We start from the raw sequence: 19,393 nt of genomic DNA, 5'->3' as shown, positions 1-19,393 counted from the left end.
TGCGTGGTTACTGCACGTTGAGCTGGACCTGCGGGGCGTGCAAATTAGCGCCCTGCAGGTTGACCAGCTCCATGGTGACATCTTGCAGCGAAATGTGCTCCATCAAAACGTTCGGGATAGGAGCATCGGGCACCACGTGCGGGTCAGGAACGCCCAATTGATCAAGCACCGCGTTGAGATCGCCGTTGGATAGATCGACGTTTACCGGAATGGTGGGGTGATCCACCACTGCAGGCGTTGTCTGCAGTCCAGTGGTCAGGACGGTGACCGGCCCGTCCGTGACGGTGGTTTCTACATCACCAGTGGTTAGCTTGCCTTGCCCCATAGCAGCGGGCAGGGTCAACGCGAGGTTACGCGCCGCCAACTTATCACCTACGAGTTTCAGTGCTCGTTGTTCACCTTGTGCGGTAGGCACAGTGATGAGCGAGGCGCTTACGTTTCCAGTCAGGGTGACATTATCAGCAGTCACCGTGCTGAGTTCAGATTGCGCTAAGGCCAAGCCTTCCTGCGCACGGGTTTCCTCAGGTTGGTTCACCGCACACACCGCTGTAAAAGCGCAGAGCACTGCGAGCGCACTACCTTTTACCACACGAGCGGAGCGACGACGCGGTAGCGAGCTCAGCCTGAATAGCTTCATGCTGAAACCGCCAGTTCTTTGGCCTGGGACTTTTTCTTCTTCTTGCGCTTCTTAGGAGACTTCTGGCGATCCTGTGGCTGCCAAGCAAATGCGAGCGCACCACCGATAATGCCCAAAAGGCTGCCTATAACGAAGCCACCCAGGTTGGTGGTGGGAAGCGCGACGATCGCTACCAAGATGGCTAAAACACCCAGGTAAGACGATGTCTCCTGCCTAAACCAAGATCCTAGGCCGAACATGATAAGTGCCGCACCAATAAGGAGCGTCGAAACGCCAGACACCGTGGAAATCATGACCAAAAGATCTGAAATGCGCACAGTAATATAGGCCGGCGCAGCGATGGCGATGCCGGACAAGATAAGCAACAAGCCACCCGCGAACGGACGACGCTTGCGCCAGTGTTTAAACCGCTTCCACCAGCTCTCTTTAGGGGCCACTCTGGTTACGGCTTTGTCATTCTTGTTATTCGCTGCGGAATCCTGCGGTTCATTAGCACCTTTGACCGCATCCGCTACCGACTGCGATGTGTTCTCTCCATCGCTTTCCGCCGTGGCCGTGGCTTCAGCACCAGCATCAGCGGTGTCCTCGGCCTTCGTCTCCGCAGCACTAGCGTGATCGGTGCCAACGGCGGCCTCACCAGCGGTATTTCCGGCCGACTCCTGGGAGGAATCTTGGGCGCTGCGTGCAGCTTCGCCGTTATCGGTATCGGTTTCGGTCACCGCAGGCATGCGCAAAGTCTCATCATCAGAAGACTTAGCAGCCATTGTTGTTGCTTCCCCTCTTCACCGTCACATTCACACCAGAGGCAGCGAGCCTTTCTGCTCCCACCGAGGTCGTACGAATATCATCCGCGCTCAGGGTCACCTTCTGCGCGTACAATCCCCACGAACCTGGATCTGCCTTGTCATTGACCTGGCTGGCGTCGACACCCACGTTGGCGTTCGTCAGATCGAGCTGACCCTTAATGTCGGTAGCACCAACCAAGAGGTTTTCTACCTCCACACTGTCATCACCATTCGCACGGAGGGCGAAGGTGGTCTCGCCAATCCCTGGGACATCAGGAAGATTGGCAGACAGGCACAAGTTGGAAGCCACGGCGTGCTCAAACTTCAAGCGCGCGGCCGGGATGGTTTCCTCTCCCATCTTGTCCCTATCAACGAAGATCGACAATCCTTCGCCCTCTAGGTGGCTCATGTTCACCTTAAAGAAGGTTCCTGAAAGTGCGATATTAGCGGTCAAGCCACCTTGGGCTACCGCAAAACCTGTTACACCAAAAGCCGCAAGCCCGGCAGCCAGTGCGGTTGCAAACTTTGGAATACTAATCCTGCCCATGAAGGAACCTTTCTGTGGAATTGAAAAGGCGGGGTAGCAGCCTGTTTTAGCGGCATCCCCCGTCTACGGTGAATTTTCAGCCCACTCTTTACCGCGGCCAGAGGTACACAAGCCGACGATGAGTATTGGACCTACGCAATCCACTGATTAAATGAGCTTGAACACACGTTAACACTACCTGAGACACGTCACACAAATAGGGGTGCAATTAAATACGCCCGCAACAGTGTAGCCCAGGTCATATGTTTAATGAAGATTATCGCACCCCCTGCCGTTGTCAACTTCCGATCCCCCACTAAACCCGCAGCGCACATCGTTGCACCCCCAAATTTGTGCGCCATGTAATAGGTGCGCACCGGTGTGTGTTACGCTACACAACCATCAGATTTTATCGACTAAGGAGGGTCGAATTGTCCAACTCACTGAAACCCGAAAATGCACAGGCAAACGAAGAAAATACCCACATTGATTCCTCTCAGTCCGGAGCAGAAGAAGTAAACGCTCAGGACAAGAAGGAAGAAAAGCGCGAACTGCGCCGCGCTCCTTTGGGCCCGGATTCCCTGTTGTGGAAGTGGGGCTCGGATAACCGCCTGCAGCTGCTGCGCGGTTACACCGGCATTTTGCAGAATATGCACCCTGCGATTGGTCAGTCCCTTTTGGACCACTCGAAGTTCTTCGACGAACCTTTCGCCCGTCTGCAGCGCTCTACGCCGCAGATTATTCAGTCCATCTACGATGATGGGGACATCGGTGAGCGTATCCGCGACTACCACGTCACCATTAAGGGCACGCTGCAAAATGGCGAGCGTTACCACTCCCTGAACCCAGAGACCTACTACTGGGCACACGCTACCTTCGTCTACCGCGTTATCTACGCCCAAGATCTCTTCGGTACTCCGTTCACCAAGGAAGAGCGCGACCAGATCGTTCGCGAGGGCGTGACTTGGTGGGACAAGTACGGCATGTCTGAGCGTCCGGTCATTGATAACTACGATGACTTGATCAAGTACATGGATGACATGGCAGACACCGTGCTCGAGCGCAACCAGACCGTTGACTTCGCACTGCGCACCGCACGCGTAGAGCCGGTCAAGGCTCCGGAAGGCGTTCCAGAGGCCGTATGGAAGGTTATCTGGAAGCCCATTATGCGCAGCGCCATCTGGTTGACTGTGGCTACCCTGCCGCAGAAGTACCGCGACATCTTGGATCTGAAGTGGACCAAGCGCGACCAAAAGCGCTTCGACCGCATCGCCAAGTCCGTTCGCTTCATCATGGACCACCTCCCAGAGGACAAGCGCTACATGGAGCCTGGTCGTTCCTTGATGATCAAGAACGGCATGATTGAGGGCAAGTACAAGGAGCCGAAGAAGATCCAAGGCTACAACGCCGCCCAGGCTAAGGACTCTGCTGCCACCGCGGAATCTACCGACAAGCCGGATTCCGATGATGCAGTAGCCGCACGCCGTGCTGCCGGCTGCCCGTTCTAAAACACACCGGCTTCCCAATTGTTCGTGAGCTTTTTAGCTCACGAACCTTTTCATTGATCTTTCTGGAGCGTGCATTACATGTCTTTACCACGCCGTCTACAAGAACGGCCCTTGCCACAGCATTTACTGACTGAGCTACAACATCTCACCACTAACTACTCCACTGGTTCGCTGGATAAAGGCGAGCACCAAGCGGTCCATTCCCCCCTATTCGAAGAAAAATTAGGATGGGTTGGAGTAGGTTCCGAAGAAGACGTAGATGAGGCTTTCCGCCGTTCGCGTCAGGCCCAAAAGGCCTGGGCCGACACCGACGTTAAGCAGCGCGTAAAGGTAATGAAGCGCTTCCACCACCTCGTGGCTAAACACCGCGAGCTGCTGGCGGATTTCATCCAACTGGAAACCGGCAAGGACCGCACGGCCGCTTTTGATGAGGTACTCGATGTACTAAATAACGCGCGTTATTACTCAAATAATGCGCCAAAGCTACTGGCCACTCAGAAGCAGCCGGGCGCATTTCCGCTCATCACCAAAACTCACTTGCAGCGAGTTCCTAAGGGCGTTGTGGGGCAAATCAGCCCGTGGAACTACCCATTAGCATTGGGCATTTCCGATGCCGTTGCGGCACTACTTGCCGGCAATGGCGTTGTGGCCAAGCCCGACGGATCCACCCCATTTTCTAACCTGATTTCCCTCTACCTCTTGAAGGAAGCAGGACTGCCGAAGGATCTGCTGCAGATCGTCACCGGCTCCGGCCGAGTTGTCGGCTCCGCCATCTCCGAACGCTGCGATTACCTGATGTTTACCGGTTCCACCAAGACCGGCAAGATTTTGGGCACCACCGTAGGCGAGCGCCTCGTTGGATACTCCGCAGAACTGGGCGGCAAGAACCCAATGATCATCGCGCCGGATGCGGACATCGACAAGCATATTGACACCATCGCTACCGCCTGCTTTTCCAATTCAGGCCAGCTGTGCGTGTCGATTGAACGCATCTACGTGCCCGATGCCATCTTCGATCAATTCATTACCGCATTCCGCCGGGCAACCGAATCCATCAAACTTGGTTCCGGTTTGAACTGGGACTACACGATGGGTTCACTCATCGGCCAAAACCAATTGGATGTGGTGCAGCACTTCGTCGATGATGCGGTAGAAAAGGGTGCCACCGTTATTACCGGCGGCAAGCCCCGCCCGGATATCGGCCCCTACCACTTTGAGCCCACGGTTCTCACTGATTTGGGTGAAGGCACCGAGCTTGCAGAGCAAGAGGTCTTTGGCCCCGTGGTGTACGTGCAACGCGTGCGCGATGTTGAAGAGGCCATCGAGCAGGCAAATAAATTGCCCTACGGCCTGAACTCCTCTGTATTCGGCCAACCCGAAACCGCGCAGGGCATCGCCGAGAAAATCGATGCTGGCAGCGTGACCATCAATGATGGCTACGCCTCCACGTGGGCCTCGATTTCCACCCCGCTGGGTGGCGTCAAGGAGTCCGGCGTTGGCCGCCGCCATGGCCACGAGGGGCTGACCAAATATACGGAAGCGAAGAATATTTCCTCGCAAAGGATCATGCCGATGCGCGGGCCAAGTTGGCTTCCCAATAAGTATTACGGCACCCTGCTGAGCTCCGCGTTGCGCTTAGGAAAGGCCTTGCGCTTCCTCCCCTAAGCACTGCGCAGCATAACCAGCCAGCTTTTAAATCCAGTAATCCACTTCACAATTGTTGGGGATATGTGTACTATCACAACATATCCACAAATTGTGTTCTCTCTGAGTACATAAATTGCCAATACACAGCGGCCGGTAAGTGCCCTGTGAAACTCGAAAGGAACAGTATGTTCAAGCCATATCGCCGACCGACCGTCGCAGTCGTCGGTGCCGGAGTAGCCGGATGCGCCGCGGCTTCTGAATGCGCATTCTCTGGATTCGACACCGTTCTTTTTGAACAAGAACCACACATCGGCGGTCACTTCAATTCCGCTGATGCCACCGAGGTCTCCCGGAAGTACCACTTCCGCACCCCGTACCTCCGCCTCACGAAAACTGACGGCTCGCCAGCTTCTGTAGTACGCCACCTTGAAGAGGCTGTTGCTGCCAGTGGCGCCGAGTTCCGCGGTTCCACCGCCGTTACTGGTGCCGAATTCGACCGCGCAGAAGGCAAATGGGAAATCTCCTACCTCGGTGATTCCGGTCAGGAAACCCAAGCTTTCGATGTGTTGATTCGCGCCACCGGCGAGGAATCCCCGTGGATTTCCGTTCCGGGACGGTCAAAGGCCAGCGTCGATGACATGTACCTGCACCACGGTGTAGAGGTATTTGGGCTGCCTAATGCCCTCTTTGTTGACGGCCCTACCCCGCGCGACTCTTACCTCAAGCGTCGCCCACTGGCTGTCATCGAAGCCCGCGCCGATCACTGCCGCCGTTACGTCCGCCAGCTAGAGATTCGTGGACCAGGAGAACTAACCGTCAAGCACGATAAGTGGTTGGTTCAGCCCGGTACCGTACGCGGAATCCGCGAAGTGCTCGCAGGGTTCGATGCACCGGCCCACGATTTCAAGCGAGCATCCAACTACGCCCCTGAGTCCGCCTCGTCCGAACGCCAGAATCAACAAAAGTCCGCTACTGCCCTTAAGGAGGCATAATGACTACTCTGAGCAATCCTGAAAGCACTGTAAACGACAAGCACGCCCAACCTGCAGATAACAACACCGATAACCTGCCTGAGCTGGGTCCAGATTCCATCCTGTGGCAACGCTTTGGTGACTGGCGCTCCGCATTCGTCGCACTGTCTGCTGGTCTTTTGCAGATTGCCCAGCGTGACGTCAGCCGGTCCTTGGTGCAGCACTCGAACGTTTTCGATAACGAGGTTGCACGCTTGGTTCGCTCCGCCTTCCCGATCATCCGCACGATCTATGAAGGCCCTGAAGTTGGCGTCATGATTCGTGACTTCCACAAGGACATCAAGGGCACCCACCCAGATGGAAGCCGCTACCACCCGCTGAACCCGGATGTGTACTACTGGGCACACGCCACCTTCGCTGCAATGCCGTACCAGCTGGCCGGCAACTTCATGGATCCTCTGACCCCAGAGGAGCGCGAGCAGCTCTTCCAGGAGACCCGTACCTGGTACACCTTCTACGAGGTTGCAGAGCCCGACGATGCGCCAAAGACGTACGCTGAGTTTGAAGAGTACGTAGACAACATGATCGATACCCTCGATATCAGCGAAACCATCGAGCGCTCCCGCATCATCAACGGCCTTACCCTCGACACCCCAGATCCCAAGGTGCCCAACTGGCTGTGGAAGCCCATTGCACCTTACGCATCTCGTCTGCTGTTGTGGGTTGCTATCGGCATGATTCCGGACAAGCTGCGCAACAAGCTTGGCTGGGAGTGGACCAAGAAGGATGAGCGCAAGCTCAAGATCTTCTCCCGTGCCGTCCGTGGAGTCTTCTCCGTCCTCCCGCGTAAGGCACGTATGGTTCCTATCGCTACCCGCGCCTTTGAGAAGGCGGAAGCTGAAGGCGGCTTCCACTACTAAGGCCAATATCCCTTCACTCATAGTTACTGAATACTGACTCCCACGATGACGCCTTGAGGCTTTAAGGTAGATAACAACGTGGAGCATCAGTAGTGAAGGAGCACGAATGACAACCGTGTCCGGTTGGATTGCTATAGCCACATCGATTCCGGTGTGGCTATACTTTTTCGCCCGCATAGGCGCGCTCATTAAGTTCATCCGCTCGGGCGGACCAACCCAACTAGAGCGCACCAATAGCCCTCTAAAACGCCTCGGGCGCGTGCTGGTAGAGGTCTTCGGCCACACCCACTTCAAGGGAAAGCCATTGGTCAATGCCGCTCACTGGGCGGTCATGGTGGGCTTTTTATTCGGCATCCTGGTGTGGTTTGAGGCCTATATCCAAACCTTCGCCCCGGATAAAGGGTGGCCTGGCTTAAGCACCTGGCCGGTGTATCACTTTGTAGAAGAAATACTCGGCATCGGCACGTTGCTGGGCATCTGCTTCCTCATCGGAGTGCGCCTGAAACTAGGCGATACCGAGCGCGGCAGCCGCTTTTTCAACTCCCAAACGGCGGCGGCCCGGTGGGTAGAGGCCATTGTATTCATCGAGGGCCTCAGCATGCTCTTGGTCAAAGCTTCCAAGATCGCGGCCTTTGGTGGCGGTTCCGCAGTCGCGGATTTCTTGACCGTTCACTTAGCTAAGGCACTGCCTGAGTCCCCGGCACTGGTCAGCTTCTTCGCCTTGGTCAAGCTGCTATCCGGGCTCCTCTTCATCTTCTTTATTGCCCGCAATTTCCAGTGGGGTGTCATGTGGCACCGCTTCATGGCGTTTTTCAATATCTTTTTCCAGCGCAATACCTCTGGGGATAAGGCGCTTAAATCCCTGCCCACCCCGGACTTGGAAGAAGACATCACCCCTGGCAGCTGGAAGTTGCTGCTGGATTCAACCGCGTGCACTGAATGCGGCCGCTGCCAAGAGCTGTGCCCGGCTTGGAATACCGATAAGCCGCTCAGCCCCAAAAAGGTCATGATGGACTTGCGCCAAGGTGCGCTAGATAATTACAGCCCGCACGAGGGCCTCGATGTGCTCTCGATGGCTGGTGTCATCGACGATGACGTCCTGTGGTCCTGCACCAACTGCGGGGCCTGCGTGGATCAATGCCCCACTGATATCGAGCACATCGACCATATTGCAGACCTGCGCCGCTTCAAGGTCTTGGCGGAATCCGATTTCCCCTCAGAGCTCACCGGCCTATTTAAGAACATGGAAACCAAGGGCAACCCCTGGGGCCGCAATAATTCCGAGCGCCGCGCTTGGATTGATGAGGCGCGTGCCGATGGCATCGAGGTACCCATCATTGGCGAGGACGCCGCGGATTTCTCCGATATGGAATACCTCCTCTGGGTCGGCTGCGCCGGTGCCTATGATGACAATGGTCGCCGCACCACCCGCGCCGTCGTGGATCTTCTCCACACCGCCGGCGTGAAATTCGGTGTGCTTTCTACCGGCGAGACCTGCACCGGCGATCCCGCTCGCCGCGCCGGCAATGAGTTCTTGTTCCAAATGATGGCGCAACAAAACGTGGAAACCCTCAACAACGCTTTTGAGGGCGTGCCGGAAGGCCAGCGGAAAATCATCACGACCTGCCCGCACTGCTTTAATACCATCCGCAATGAGTACCCGGACTTCGACGGGCATTTCGATGTCTTCCACCACACGCAGCTACTCAACCGACTAGTACGCGAGAAGCTGCTGCAGCCGGTTCCGCGCACCCCAGAAAACCGCAAGCCCATCACCTATCACGATCCGTGCTTCTTGGGCCGGCACAATAAGGTCTTCGATCCCCCGCGCGAGCTTCTCGAGGCCACCGGCGTAGAACTGCGCGAGATGGACAAGTCCCGCAATGAGGCCTTTTGCTGCGGCGCCGGCGGCGCGCGCATGTTCATGGAAGAAAAGTTGGGTTCTCGCATCAATGAGTTCCGCACGGAGCAGGCACTAGAGACCGGCGCCGAGGAAATCGCCACTGGCTGCCCATTCTGCAATGTCATGATGACCGGCGGCGTGAAGTCTTTGGCCGCCGAGTCCACCCCCACCACCCAGGTCAACGACGTGGCCACCATGCTGCGCAATTCCATTTCCCTGGATGACAAGGGCACCCTTCCAGAGCCTCTCCCCAAGGCGTTCTTGGCCACCCCAGTGCGCCACCGTGCGGCCTCAGCTACCACCACCGCTGAATCCCCCAAGGCACCCACGCCTGCCGATGCCCCCTCCTCCAGCAATACCCCCACCGCTGCCACTCCACCTGCTACACCCTCCGCGCCTTCTGCTCCTTCGGCATCGGCAGCTCCAGCCGCGCCTTCGGCACCGGCGGCCCCCAAGGCTCCTTCGGCACCCAACGCACCCAGCTCACCGAGCGCGCCGCAATCCACTAATGCACCGTCGGCGCCTACTCCACCTTCTGCACCGAGTGCCCCCTCCGCGCCCAGCGCGCCAGCCCCACCGGGTGCTCCCACGCCGCCAAAGGCTCCTAAGGCCCCTGCGGCTCCGGGTTCTTCTTCGGCACCTAGCGTCCCGGCGGCGCCGAAGGCTCCGGCAGCACCAAGTGCCCCGGCAGCTCCAGGTGCCCCGACTCCGCCGGCTGCTCCAAATGCGAAAGCACCCGCGGCACCCCAACCGCCTAGGGCCCCGCAGCCACCCGCTGCATCGCAAGCACCAGCTGTGCCGGAACCACCTGCAGCTCCACAGCCGCCAAAGGCTCCACAAGCTGCCCAGGCACCACAGACTCCAGCAGCGCCAAAGCCACCGCAGGCTGACAAGAAACCCGAGGCAGCTGCGCCGCCAGCCCCGCCGGCTCCGCCGGCATCGTCCGCGCCATCCGCGCCATCCACTCCGCCTGCACCACCGGCGCCATCGGCAAGCGCGGAGGCTCCCAAGGCCCCCAAGCCACCGGAACCGCCGAAGCCACCCACACCGCCGAAGGACACGAATACCGAGTAGGCATGTGCAGGGGTGAGTGCGTACGCTGTGATCCATGCATTTAGATGTGGGATGGGCTGCGGATACTGTTGTTCTCGCAGCGGGTGCGACGGAAAACACCACTAGCCTCGTTTCCTTTGCCTGGATCATGCTCGCGGCGCTACTGGCGCCCATAGTGTCGTTCATGTTGGGCAACCGGCTGCCGGCCGTTGCCCTTCTGATCATCTTTGGCATGGTCATCGGCCCATCGCTTTTGGATGTAGCGCATGAGGATGCCGGCATCAGCATGCTGAAAGAGCTGGGCGTTGGTGCGCTGTTCTTGCTCGCAGGTTTTGAGATCGAGATTTCTACGCTCAAGACCAAAGAGGCGGGAACCGCGCTGTCCACCTGGCTTATCTGCCTCGTGGCTTGTGGCGTCGGTGCGTACTTCTTGGTCGATAATGTCCCAGGTGCCATCGTGGTGGCGCTGGCGCTAACGTCCACGGCGCTGGGCACGCTCCAGCCCATGCTGAAACAGGACCGTGTGCTCGAGACCAAAGTGGGCAAATCGGTCATGATTCACGGCGCTATTGGTGAGGTCGCACCCATTACCGCGATGGCGCTGCTGCTGAGCACGCGCTCCACGTGGACCACGCTGCTGATTATGCTCGCGTTCATCGGCATCGCCGTGGCCGTCGCCATCATGCCGGCTGCCATTGCCACGACGATTCCGTGGGTTAAAGCGGCGTTTATCTCCGGTGCGGGGTCTACCAACCAGACCATTCTGCGCCTTATCATCCTGATCCTTGCCACCCTCATGGCCGTCACGGCGGTCTTTGAGCTCGACATCGTGCTGGGCGCCTTCGCCGCCGGCATCATCTTGAACCGCATCATTCCGGATGAATTCCATCGACGGCTAGAACACCGCCTCGATGTGGTCTTTCACTCCATGCTCATCCCGGTCTTCTTCGTGGTCTCCGGCATGACGATTAACTGGGATACCATCGCTAATAACCCGGGGAAGGTACTGGGCATCCCGGCGCTTATTCTCGTCACCCGCGGCCTGCCGGTATTCCTGCGCGAAAATGTGGGCCACACCGGCTCCGAAATTGAAACGGTGCGCGAACGCCTCCAGGTCAGCCTGTACACGGCGACCGGCCTGCCGATCATCGTAGCCGTGACGTCGCTGGCCGTTAATTCGGAATTGATGAAGCAAGAAACCGCATCCATCTTCGTCGCCGGTGGCGCATTGACCGTTGCCATCTTCCCGTTCTTGGCCAACCTGGTGGGAAGGAAGAACTCCAAGACGGTTGATGAATCCGATCCAAAGAAAAAATCGGATTCTAACGAGGACGACAAAGAAGATGAGTCGCAAGAGCTCTAGCCTGTGTACCCCGCACTAGAAGCTATGCCCTGCCACCGTGGCAGGGCATATTCTTTTTGAATCAGGTTGTCTATTATGGTGGCTGTGACTAATAGCTACGGATCCTCCCCCTATGACCGGACACTGCGTCTATCTGATTCAGAGCGCAACGATGCCCTGACGGATCTAGCCCGCGCAGTGGGCGAAGGCCGCTTATCTATGACCGAGTTTGAGGAGCGCTCCGATAGCGTCATGCAGGCCGTCACCCACAAGGACTTGGCGCCAATTTTCAGTGATATCCCTGCGACCGGATCGCAAGAGGCAAAAATCTACTCCCAGGGCGATGTGGAGCGCGCCTTTAATGCCGCGAAAAAGCCCCGCATCGCTACCGCGCTGACCAGCTCGGTGGTTCTGCTCGCGGCATCGCCTACTCTTGTCATGCTCAGCGCCACCATGAATAGCCCCTGGTTGCTAGCGGGCGGTGCCGTAGCCGCAGCGCTCATTCCCATCGTGTGGATCCTCTTGTACGTGGCCAAGGTGGGCCCGCAATCGTGGCATGCCCCCTCGGTGCGGCAGATTGAGCGCCAACAACAGCGCGAAATCCGTGCACTGACGGCACACGAGCGGGCGCACCAAAAAGAATTAGAGAAGAAAATGTGGGCCGAGCGCCGCCAGCAGGCCGGTGAAATTACTGGTCAAGCTATGGAAATGGCGAAGAAGCAAATCAGCAAGTGGAATAAAAAATAGCACTGAGTTGCGCTGCAATCCTTCTTAGCGCTGTGAAAGATGGCACAATATGGCCATGACTTCTCCCACACCCCGCATCTTTGACCAGTCCGAAAAATTAAAGGGCATCGCTTACGATATTCGCGGTGAGGTCTCAGCGGAAGCGGAGAGAATGGAGCTGGACGGCCACACCATCCTCAAGCTCAATACCGGCAACCCCGCCGTCTTTGGCTTCGATGCACCCGATGTCATCATGCGCGATATGATCAGCGCCTTGCCCACCTCCCAGGGCTATTCCACCTCTAAAGGCATTACCTCGGCCCGGAGGTCCATCGTCACGCGCTATGAGCTCGAGGACTTCCCGCATTTTGATATCAACGATGTCTTCTTGGGCAATGGCGTATCAGAACTTATCACCATGACCACCCAGGCGCTGCTCAATAATGGCGATGAGATCCTTATCCCGGCGCCCGATTACCCACTGTGGACGGCGGCAACCTCGCTGGCCGGTGGCACCCCGGTGCACTACCTGTGCGATGAGGAAGACGAGTGGAACCCGTCCATCGAGGATATTAGGTCCAAGGTCACCGAAAAGACCAAGGCCATTGTGGTCATCAACCCCAATAACCCAACGGGTGCGGTGTATTCGCGCGAGGTCCTGCAGCAGATCGTGGACATCGCCAGGGAGCACAACCTGCTGATTTTGGCCGATGAGATTTATGACCGCATCCTTTATGACGATGCGAAGCATATCTCCATCGCCTCGCTGGCCCCCGATCTTTTGACCTTTACCTTTAATGGCCTATCCAAGGCCTACCGCGTCTGTGGTTACCGCGCAGGCTGGATGGTTATTACGGGCCCGAAGCATAATGCGCACGGGCTTATCGAGGGCCTCGAATTGCTGGCAGGTACCCGCCTGTGCCCGAATGTCCCCGCCCAACACGCCATCCAGGTGGCGCTGGGCGGGCGCCAATCCATCTACGAGCTCACCGGGGCTGGGGGACGATTGCTGCGCCAGCGCGATATCGCCTACGACAAGATCAATGAGATTCCGGGTGTTTCCGCGGTAAAGCCCAAGGGCGCGCTGTACCTCTTCCCGCGCCTGGATCCCAATGTCTATGAGATTCACGATGATTCCAAACTCATGTTGGACATCCTCAAGGCGGAAAAGATCCTCATGGTCCAAGGCACCGGCTTCAACTGGCCGCACCCGGATCACTTCCGCGTGGTCACGCTGCCTTGGGCCTCCCAATTAGAAAACGCCATCGAACGCTTGGGCAATTTCTTAGTAAGCTACCGCCAATAGCACCCCAGCAGACGATTGGTAATTGCAGTAATAATCGTTGACAATACATCGTATGGGACGACATTCCTCGGTTTCTAATTCGACGACGGGCGCCGCTTCGCGGCATCGGCAAGCGCAGGGTCGATCGGAGTCCAGCGGGCACGCGCAGGGCCGGTCGAGGTTACAACGCCTAAAGCCACGTCAGTTGGCGCACTCGGTATCCGGTCACCCGTGGCGCATTGGGCTAGTAACCGCCATCGGTGCGGCCCTTATCGCCATGCTGGTCGGCCTCGTCCTGCTCTGGCCCACTAGTGCTGCCTCTGAGCATACCTCGGAGGAGTTCGAGTCCACCTACGCGTTGAACCACCCGCAGGTGGAAGGCACCGTGGAGAAGACCGATCATTCGGCGTGCCAATCGGAGCAGACCGGCTTGGCCTTTGATACCCCGCCGCTTATTCCGGAAAAGGAAGAAGTGGACTGTGACCGGGCGCTGGTGAAGATCACCTCCGGCGAGGACGAGGGAAAGATGACCCAATTGGTCACCTACGGCAACGCGGGCGACCCAGAATTGCAGCCGGGCGATGACATCGTGCTATCCAAGGCCACCGATCCTGCCGGGGCAGTATCGTATGCCTTTGCCGATTATCAGCGCAGCCATAGCCTCCTGCTCTGGGGAGTGGTCATCGCGATCGTCATCATTGCTTTCGCGGCGTGGCATGGGGTGCGCGCGATCATCGGCTTGGGGTTGAGCCTTGGTATCGTCTTCAGCTTCCTCATCCCAGCGCTCATTGCGGGCACCAATCCCCTGTGGGTGGCCCTCGCCGCCTGTACCGCCATCATTCTCCTTGCCGTGCCGCTTGTCCACGGCGTGAATTGGAAATCCGCTTCTGCGGTCGGCGGTTCACTGACGGCGCTCGCCATCGCCGCGTTTTTGGCTTGGGCGGCCATCGATAGTTCGCAGCTGCAAGGCTTTAGCTCCGAAGATAACCTCAAGCTGCTGCTATATATGCCCAATGTCTCCATCCTGGGCGTGCTGCTGTGCGGTTTCGTCGTGGGTGCGTTGGGCAGCCTTGCCGATGTCGCCATCGCCCAAGCCTCCACCATCACCGAGCTGCATGAATCCGACCCCGCTGCCACACCGCTAGAGCTTTTCTTATCCGCCATGAGGGTCGGCCGCGACCACATTGCCTCGATGGTCTATACCCTCATTTTGACCTATACCGGCGCCGCATTACCCCTGCTCCTGCTCATCACCGCCGCTGAACGCCCCGCGGGGCAAATACTTAGCAGCGATCTCGTCGCCACCGAACTCCTGCGCTCCGGCGTCGGCGCCATGGCACTGACCCTCGCAGTCCCAATTACCACGCTGATTGCCGCGTTTACGGTCCCGTCACGCCGCCGTTAAAGCGTGCGCCCCAGCGCCTGTATCTTCCAGCCGGCGTTGGACCAGGCCGCAACGTCCAGCACATTGCGGCCATCGATAATGCGCTTATTATCTACCAGCTCGCCGGCCTCGTTCGGGTCCAGTTCCTTAAACTGCTCCCACTCGGTAGCCAGGATGACAAGTTCCGCCTCCCGCAAGGCGGTTTCCGTGTCGGCGGCATAGTCCAAGGTGGGAAAAACCTTCTTGGCGTTTTCCATGCCCTCTGGGTCATAGACGGTGACCGCCGCACCCGCCAAGGACAAGGATCCAGCCACCGAGAGCGCCGGCGAATCCCGCACATCATCCGAGTTCGGCTTAAAGGCACAGCCCAGCACGGTGACGCGGTGGCCCAATAGCGAGCCATTGAAGGCTTCTTTAGACATATCCACCATGCGGTCGCGCCGGCGCATATTAATCGCATCCACCTCGCGCAGGAAGGTCAGCGCTTGATCAGCGCCGAGCTCACCGGCGCGCGCCATAAAGGCGCGGATATCCTTGGGCAGGCATCCACCGCCAAAGCCCAGGCCCGCGCCGAGAAACTTGCGACCAATGCGCTTGTCTATGCCAATGGCATCCGCCAACGCCACCACGTCCGCCCCCGCGATCTCACAAATCTCGGAAACTGCATTGATGAAAGAAATCTTGGTCGCCAAAAAAGCGTTGGCGGATACTTTTACCAGCTCCGCGGTCTGCAGATCGGTCGCGATGAAGGGCGTGTCCTGCGCTAGCGGCTGCGCGTAGATCTCGCGGGCAAGCTCTTCCGCGCGGGATTCTGATTCGCGGGTGCCAATGACAATGCGGTCCGGGGTAATGGTGTCGTGCACCGCATAACCTTCGCGCAAAAATTCTGGATTCCACGCGATTTCCATGCGAGTTCCCTCGGGCGCTAAACCGTCCGCAAGTTCTTGGAGTTCCGCCGCCGTACCTACCGGAACGGTGGATTTGCCAAAGATGACGTGCTCCCCGCGCAGCTTGGGCACCAAGTCCGTGATAACGGCCTTAACGTAGGTCATATCCGCTGCATAAGAACCGCGGCGCTGCGGGGTTCCCACGCCGAGAAAGTGCACGTTGGCAAACTGCGCGGCCTCGTCATAATCCGTGCTAAACCCTAAGCGCCCAGCATCAATATTGCGCTCGAGCACCTCCGGCAGCCCCGGCTCAAAAAAGGGAACCTTGCCCGATTGCAAGACGGAGATTTTATCCTCGTCTACATCGACGCCTAATACTTCATGCCCCAATTCCGCCATGCAGGCGGCGTGGGTAGCACCCAGGTAACCGGTGCCAATAACAGTCATCCGCATAAAACCTCATCCTAGAGATTTTATGTAAATACCAGATTAATCCCTGCGGAAGTTCAGGTAAGACTTTGATGGCGTTGGGCCGCGCTGACCTTGATATTTCGATCCCAAGGCACCCGTGCCATAGGGGCTTTCCGCCGGCGAGGTCATCTTAAAGATGGCCAGCTGGCCCACTTTCATCCCCGGCCATAGCGCAATGGGCAGGTTCGCGGTATTGGAAAGCTCCAGGGTGATATGCCCGGAAAAGCCGGGATCGATAAAGCCCGCGGTGGAGTGGGTTAAAAGGCCCAGCCGTCCCAGCGAGGATTTACCCTCCAAACGCCCGGCAAGGTCAGCCGGGAGGGTGAATTTCTCCAACGTGGCACCAAGAACAAACTCGCCGGGGTGAAGAATAAAGGATTGATCCTCTTCTACTTCCACCAAGGTGGTAAGCTCCGGCATCTCCTCTTTGGGGTCAATGTGCGTATAGCGGGAGTTATTGAATACGCGGAAGTACTTATCCAAGCGCACGTCAACGGAAGAAGGCTGGATAAGCTCACTATCAAAGGGCTCGATGCCCAGCTCTCCGGAATCAATGGCGGAACGAATATCACGATCTGAAAGAAGCACGGACCCGATTCTACTCAATCGCCTACCCAAGGTGTATAGTAGGGAAAGCGCATTTAGCGCAGCGCCGACGTAGTTTAATGGTAGAACTGCAGCTTCCCAAGCTGCTGGCGCGGGTTCGATTCCCGTCGTCGGCTCCACTGTCATGAGTCGCGACATGCTTGACGGGTGAGTCGCGACATCGTTGACAAACCGGCATCTCAGTTTCTTTTTGTTCTGGGATGCCGGTTTTGTTGTTATTTGGGGTCTAGGGGTGGGTCTCCTTGTTTCCAGTAGGGCTTTTGGTAGTTGCGGCTGGTGTCGATGTAGTGTTCGGTGATGACTTCGCCGGTTTCGGCTAGTGATGTGATGACGTGGTTGTCGGCGATGACCATGAGGATTTTCTTTCTCTTCCATTTGCGGCCGATGCCTAGGTGGAAGAGTTTGCCGGCGTAGCGCACGGTGGTTTTGCCGTTGTCCCAGACGACGTCGTTTCTTGTGCGCCATTCTTGTGTCGGGTTGTGGGCTGGGTTGGCTTTGGTGCCGGTGGTGTAGGCCTGGTGTGGGGTGCGTCGGCCTAGGGCTTTGTGGGGGCGTGTGGTGTTGTAGTAGTCGCGGAATTCATTGAGGAGTGTCTGCAGTTCAGCGACGGCTTTAGCGGGTGGTCGGGCGTTGATCGATTTTTGAGTGTTTGGTGGAAGCGCTCGATTTTTCCTTGAGTTTGGGGATGGCCTGGACGACCATTTTTCTGTTGGATGCGGTGGTGGTTGAGGGTTTTCTCGAATGCGTTGCGGCCTCCTTTTCGACCTGTGAGTCGTGCCGTAAAGACCAGTCCGTTGTCGGTGAGTGTGGATGCGGGTGGCCCGTAGGTGTCGATGAGGTGTTGGAGCGTTTCTGCGACTGCAGTGCCTGTAAACGCGTGCTGTGAAGTGTCCCAGGTTTTGTTCCGTTTGAGTAGATGGGAAAATCTGGAACATGCCAAGAAAATTTGACCAGGATGCCAAGGACCGCGTCGTTCGCTTGGTGGAGGATCGCATCCTGGCAGAAAACATGTCGAAGCAGGCTGCGTGCCAGGCAGTAGCTCCAAAGTTGGGGGTTTCATGGCACACGGCTCGTCAATGGACCCAGCAAGCCCGCCGTTCGGGAAACATCCCAGAACCTGTGTGTGAAGATTTGGCCGCCGAAAACGCGAGGCTGCGCCGTGAAAATCACCAGCTACGCGACACTAATGAGCTGCTGAAGGCTGCCTCAGCTTTTTCGCCTCATGACTCGACCCGAAACGTCGGAAATGATCCGGTTCATCGATGAATACCGGAATTATTTCTCTGTCGAGTTCATTTGTAAGACGTTGAAAAATAACCGGGCTGGTGGGTTTATCACCCCGCGTGGTTATCGCCAGTCCAAAGCCCGAGGGGTTAAGTGCTCGTCGCCTTCGTGATGCTGTTCTAGTTGAACGCATTAGTGCTGTTCATCGGGATAATTACGGTGCTTACGGTGTGCGGAAAATGTGGCATGCGCTTCGCCGTGAAGGAATCGATATCGGGCGTGAACAAACCGCCCGACTGATGCGCCTGGCCGGTGTTTCTGGCAAAGGCACAGGCGGATCACCAATCACAACCCGAAAAGCTAACGTGCCTGATCTGCGCCCGGACTTGGTTGAGCGTGAGTTCAAAGCTCAGGGCCCGAATAAGCTGTGGGTGGCCGACATTACGTATGTGCGCACGAAGAAAGGCTTTGTCTACGCCGCGTTTGTCACCGACGTCTACTCCCGACGGATCGTCGGGTGGGCGTTATCAGATTCGATGCGGACCGAAGCACTGCCACTGCAAGCTCTTAACCAGGCGATCGTGTGTGCTGAGGAAACAACAGGTCTCATTCACCATTCGGATCACGGCTCACAGTATGTCAGCGTGGTCTACAACGAGCGACTTGCCCAGCACGGCATTATCGCTTCCACCGGGACTGTTGGTGATTCCTATGACAATGCTCTGGCTGAAAACGTTAATGGTTCCTACAAGAACGAGTTGATTCATACCCGCAGGTGGGATGATGTTGTCGAGGTAGAAATCGCGACGTTCGAGTGGGTGTCATGGTGGAACGAGACAAGGCTCCACCAAAGCTTGGGATACCGAACCCCGGTCGAGGTCGAAACCGAGTTTTGGAAGCAGAACCCGCCACAGGCAATAATAGAAATCAAGGCAAATGCCTAGGAACAAAACCCGGGGCACTTCAGGCCGCTCAGAACGACCACGGCACCTTATGGGGAGAACACGACCTCACCTACAGCCTCCATTAACTAGCGCAAGCCCCTTGATAGCCTGGGAGCACTGCCCCCTCTAGAACGACCCTCGACCACGGGAAAGCTCCGGTTTTGGACGCAATGTGGATATCTTCGACCGTACTCGCCGCTGGGCCTTTAGGGCGAACAAACGCAATTGGACAGACGGCATCAACGTCTGGGTTGAAGTTGTCCACGCACACGCCATCGCCGCCAACCTCAACCTAGAAAAAGAACACCGCGACCCCCTCCCCGAAAAAGAAATCCACCGCCTCGCCCCCAGCATCGCCCACTGGGTATGGACACGATTCAATCCCGAACAATTGTCCGCCATCCGAGCAGCACGCGGAAAATCAGGCGAAAAAAGGTCCCAACAACGCAACGAAACAGCAAGTGAGGTACCGAATGGTCAAGCCAGATGCACCCCGAAGGCTAGGCGTACGATCTCCAAGGCTCACCGCACGTGAAGCTGCCCTAAAAATCGGTCGTCCTCCCCACACCATTCG

General features: G+C 57.4%; 16 protein-coding genes, 1 tRNA gene and 2 pseudogenes. 13 read left to right on the top strand and 6 right to left on the bottom strand.

The window, feature by feature from the left end; genetic code table 11:
* Positions 1–7: 7 nt before the first annotated feature.
* The 3 genes from QP970_RS01550 to QP970_RS01540 form a co-directional block, all read right to left on the bottom strand.
* Positions 8–535 (bottom strand): hypothetical protein, encoded by a 528-nt coding sequence (locus QP970_RS01550; RefSeq protein WP_239269257.1) that lies wholly within the window; start codon positions 533–535, stop codon positions 8–10.
* A 98-nt stretch (positions 536–633) separates the two neighbouring features.
* Complete coding sequence (locus tag QP970_RS01545) at positions 634–1,401, bottom strand: DUF6114 domain-containing protein (protein WP_239269258.1); 768 nt, start codon at positions 1,399–1,401, stop codon at positions 634–636.
* Complete coding sequence (locus tag QP970_RS01540) at positions 1,391–1,969, bottom strand: DUF6230 family protein (protein WP_200288567.1); 579 nt, start codon at positions 1,967–1,969, stop codon at positions 1,391–1,393. Before QP970_RS01540 ends, QP970_RS01545 begins: the two co-directional genes overlap by 11 nt.
* A gap of 410 nt (positions 1,970–2,379) precedes the next feature.
* Here QP970_RS01540 and QP970_RS01535 point away from each other — a divergent pair, with 410 nt between their 5' ends.
* The 9 genes from QP970_RS01535 (at position 2,380) to QP970_RS01495 (ending at position 14,708) form a co-directional block, all read left to right on the top strand.
* On the top strand, positions 2,380–3,456 hold the full coding sequence (locus tag QP970_RS01535) for an oxygenase MpaB family protein (RefSeq protein WP_239269260.1): 1,077 nt from the start codon (positions 2,380–2,382) through the stop codon (positions 3,454–3,456).
* A gap of 78 nt (positions 3,457–3,534) precedes the next feature.
* On the top strand, positions 3,535–5,121 hold the full coding sequence (locus QP970_RS01530; RefSeq protein WP_239269261.1) for a succinic semialdehyde dehydrogenase: 1,587 nt from the start codon (positions 3,535–3,537) through the stop codon (positions 5,119–5,121).
* A 167-nt stretch (positions 5,122–5,288) separates the two neighbouring features.
* Positions 5,289–6,095 (top strand): NAD(P)-binding protein, encoded by an 807-nt coding sequence (locus QP970_RS01525; RefSeq protein WP_239269262.1) that lies wholly within the window; start codon positions 5,289–5,291, stop codon positions 6,093–6,095.
* On the top strand, positions 6,095–6,994 hold the full coding sequence (locus QP970_RS01520; RefSeq protein WP_239269263.1) for an oxygenase MpaB family protein: 900 nt from the start codon (positions 6,095–6,097) through the stop codon (positions 6,992–6,994). Before QP970_RS01525 ends, QP970_RS01520 begins: the two co-directional genes overlap by 1 nt.
* A 106-nt stretch (positions 6,995–7,100) precedes the next feature.
* Positions 7,101–9,971, top strand: coding sequence for a (Fe-S)-binding protein (locus QP970_RS01515; protein WP_284771652.1), 2,871 nt, complete (start codon positions 7,101–7,103; stop codon positions 9,969–9,971).
* A gap of 34 nt (positions 9,972–10,005) precedes the next feature.
* Positions 10,006–11,313, top strand: a complete 1,308-nt coding sequence (locus QP970_RS01510) for a cation:proton antiporter (protein WP_284771651.1) — start codon at positions 10,006–10,008, stop codon at positions 11,311–11,313.
* Between the two features lie 75 nt (positions 11,314–11,388).
* Positions 11,389–12,039, top strand: coding sequence for a DUF1707 SHOCT-like domain-containing protein (locus QP970_RS01505; protein ID WP_239275409.1), 651 nt, complete (start codon positions 11,389–11,391; stop codon positions 12,037–12,039).
* Between the two features lie 55 nt (positions 12,040–12,094).
* The gene (locus tag QP970_RS01500; protein WP_239275407.1) at positions 12,095–13,324 is read left to right on the top strand and encodes a pyridoxal phosphate-dependent aminotransferase; all 1,230 of its coding nucleotides are present in this window, start codon (positions 12,095–12,097) and stop codon (positions 13,322–13,324) included.
* A gap of 256 nt (positions 13,325–13,580) precedes the next feature.
* The gene (locus QP970_RS01495; protein ID WP_239269341.1) at positions 13,581–14,708 is read left to right on the top strand and encodes a YibE/F family protein; all 1,128 of its coding nucleotides are present in this window, start codon (positions 13,581–13,583) and stop codon (positions 14,706–14,708) included.
* Here QP970_RS01495 and QP970_RS01490 read toward each other — a convergent pair.
* Positions 14,705–16,021 (bottom strand): UDP-glucose dehydrogenase family protein, encoded by a 1,317-nt coding sequence (locus QP970_RS01490; RefSeq protein ID WP_239269268.1) that lies wholly within the window; start codon positions 16,019–16,021, stop codon positions 14,705–14,707. The genes QP970_RS01495 and QP970_RS01490 overlap by 4 nt on opposite strands.
* A gap of 42 nt (positions 16,022–16,063) precedes the next feature.
* The gene (gene dcd / locus QP970_RS01485; protein ID WP_023018083.1) at positions 16,064–16,633 is read right to left on the bottom strand and encodes a dCTP deaminase; all 570 of its coding nucleotides are present in this window, start codon (positions 16,631–16,633) and stop codon (positions 16,064–16,066) included.
* 63 nt (positions 16,634–16,696) lie between these two features.
* On the opposite strand from dcd, the gene QP970_RS01480 reads away from it, so the two are divergent.
* Positions 16,697–16,770: transfer RNA gene (locus QP970_RS01480), tRNA-Gly, on the top strand.
* A gap of 96 nt (positions 16,771–16,866) precedes the next feature.
* Here QP970_RS01480 and QP970_RS01475 read toward each other — a convergent pair.
* Positions 16,867–17,540: pseudogene (locus QP970_RS01475) on the bottom strand (integrase core domain-containing protein); the annotation flags it as partial.
* A 19-nt stretch (positions 17,541–17,559) separates the two neighbouring features.
* Here QP970_RS01475 and QP970_RS11685 point away from each other — a divergent pair.
* From QP970_RS11685 to QP970_RS01465, 3 genes and pseudogenes are all read left to right on the top strand, one after another.
* Positions 17,560–17,917, top strand: a pseudogene (locus QP970_RS11685) (transposase).
* A gap of 77 nt (positions 17,918–17,994) precedes the next feature.
* Positions 17,995–18,819 carry an IS3 family transposase gene (locus tag QP970_RS01470; RefSeq protein ID WP_349883461.1) on the top strand — a complete coding sequence of 275 codons (825 nt, stop codon included), beginning with the start codon at positions 17,995–17,997 and terminating at the stop codon, positions 18,817–18,819.
* Between the two features lie 172 nt (positions 18,820–18,991).
* Positions 18,992–19,354, top strand: coding sequence for a primase C-terminal domain-containing protein (locus QP970_RS01465; RefSeq protein ID WP_023024206.1), 363 nt, complete (start codon positions 18,992–18,994; stop codon positions 19,352–19,354).
* The last annotated feature ends 39 nt before the right edge of the window (positions 19,355–19,393 follow it).

The organism is Corynebacterium sp. MSK073 (assembly GCF_030232085.1).
Classification (GTDB): Bacteria; Actinomycetota; Actinomycetes; order Mycobacteriales; family Mycobacteriaceae; genus Corynebacterium.
Note: the sequence above shows the minus strand (reverse complement) of the source record. Positions and strands in the feature narration are given on the sequence as shown.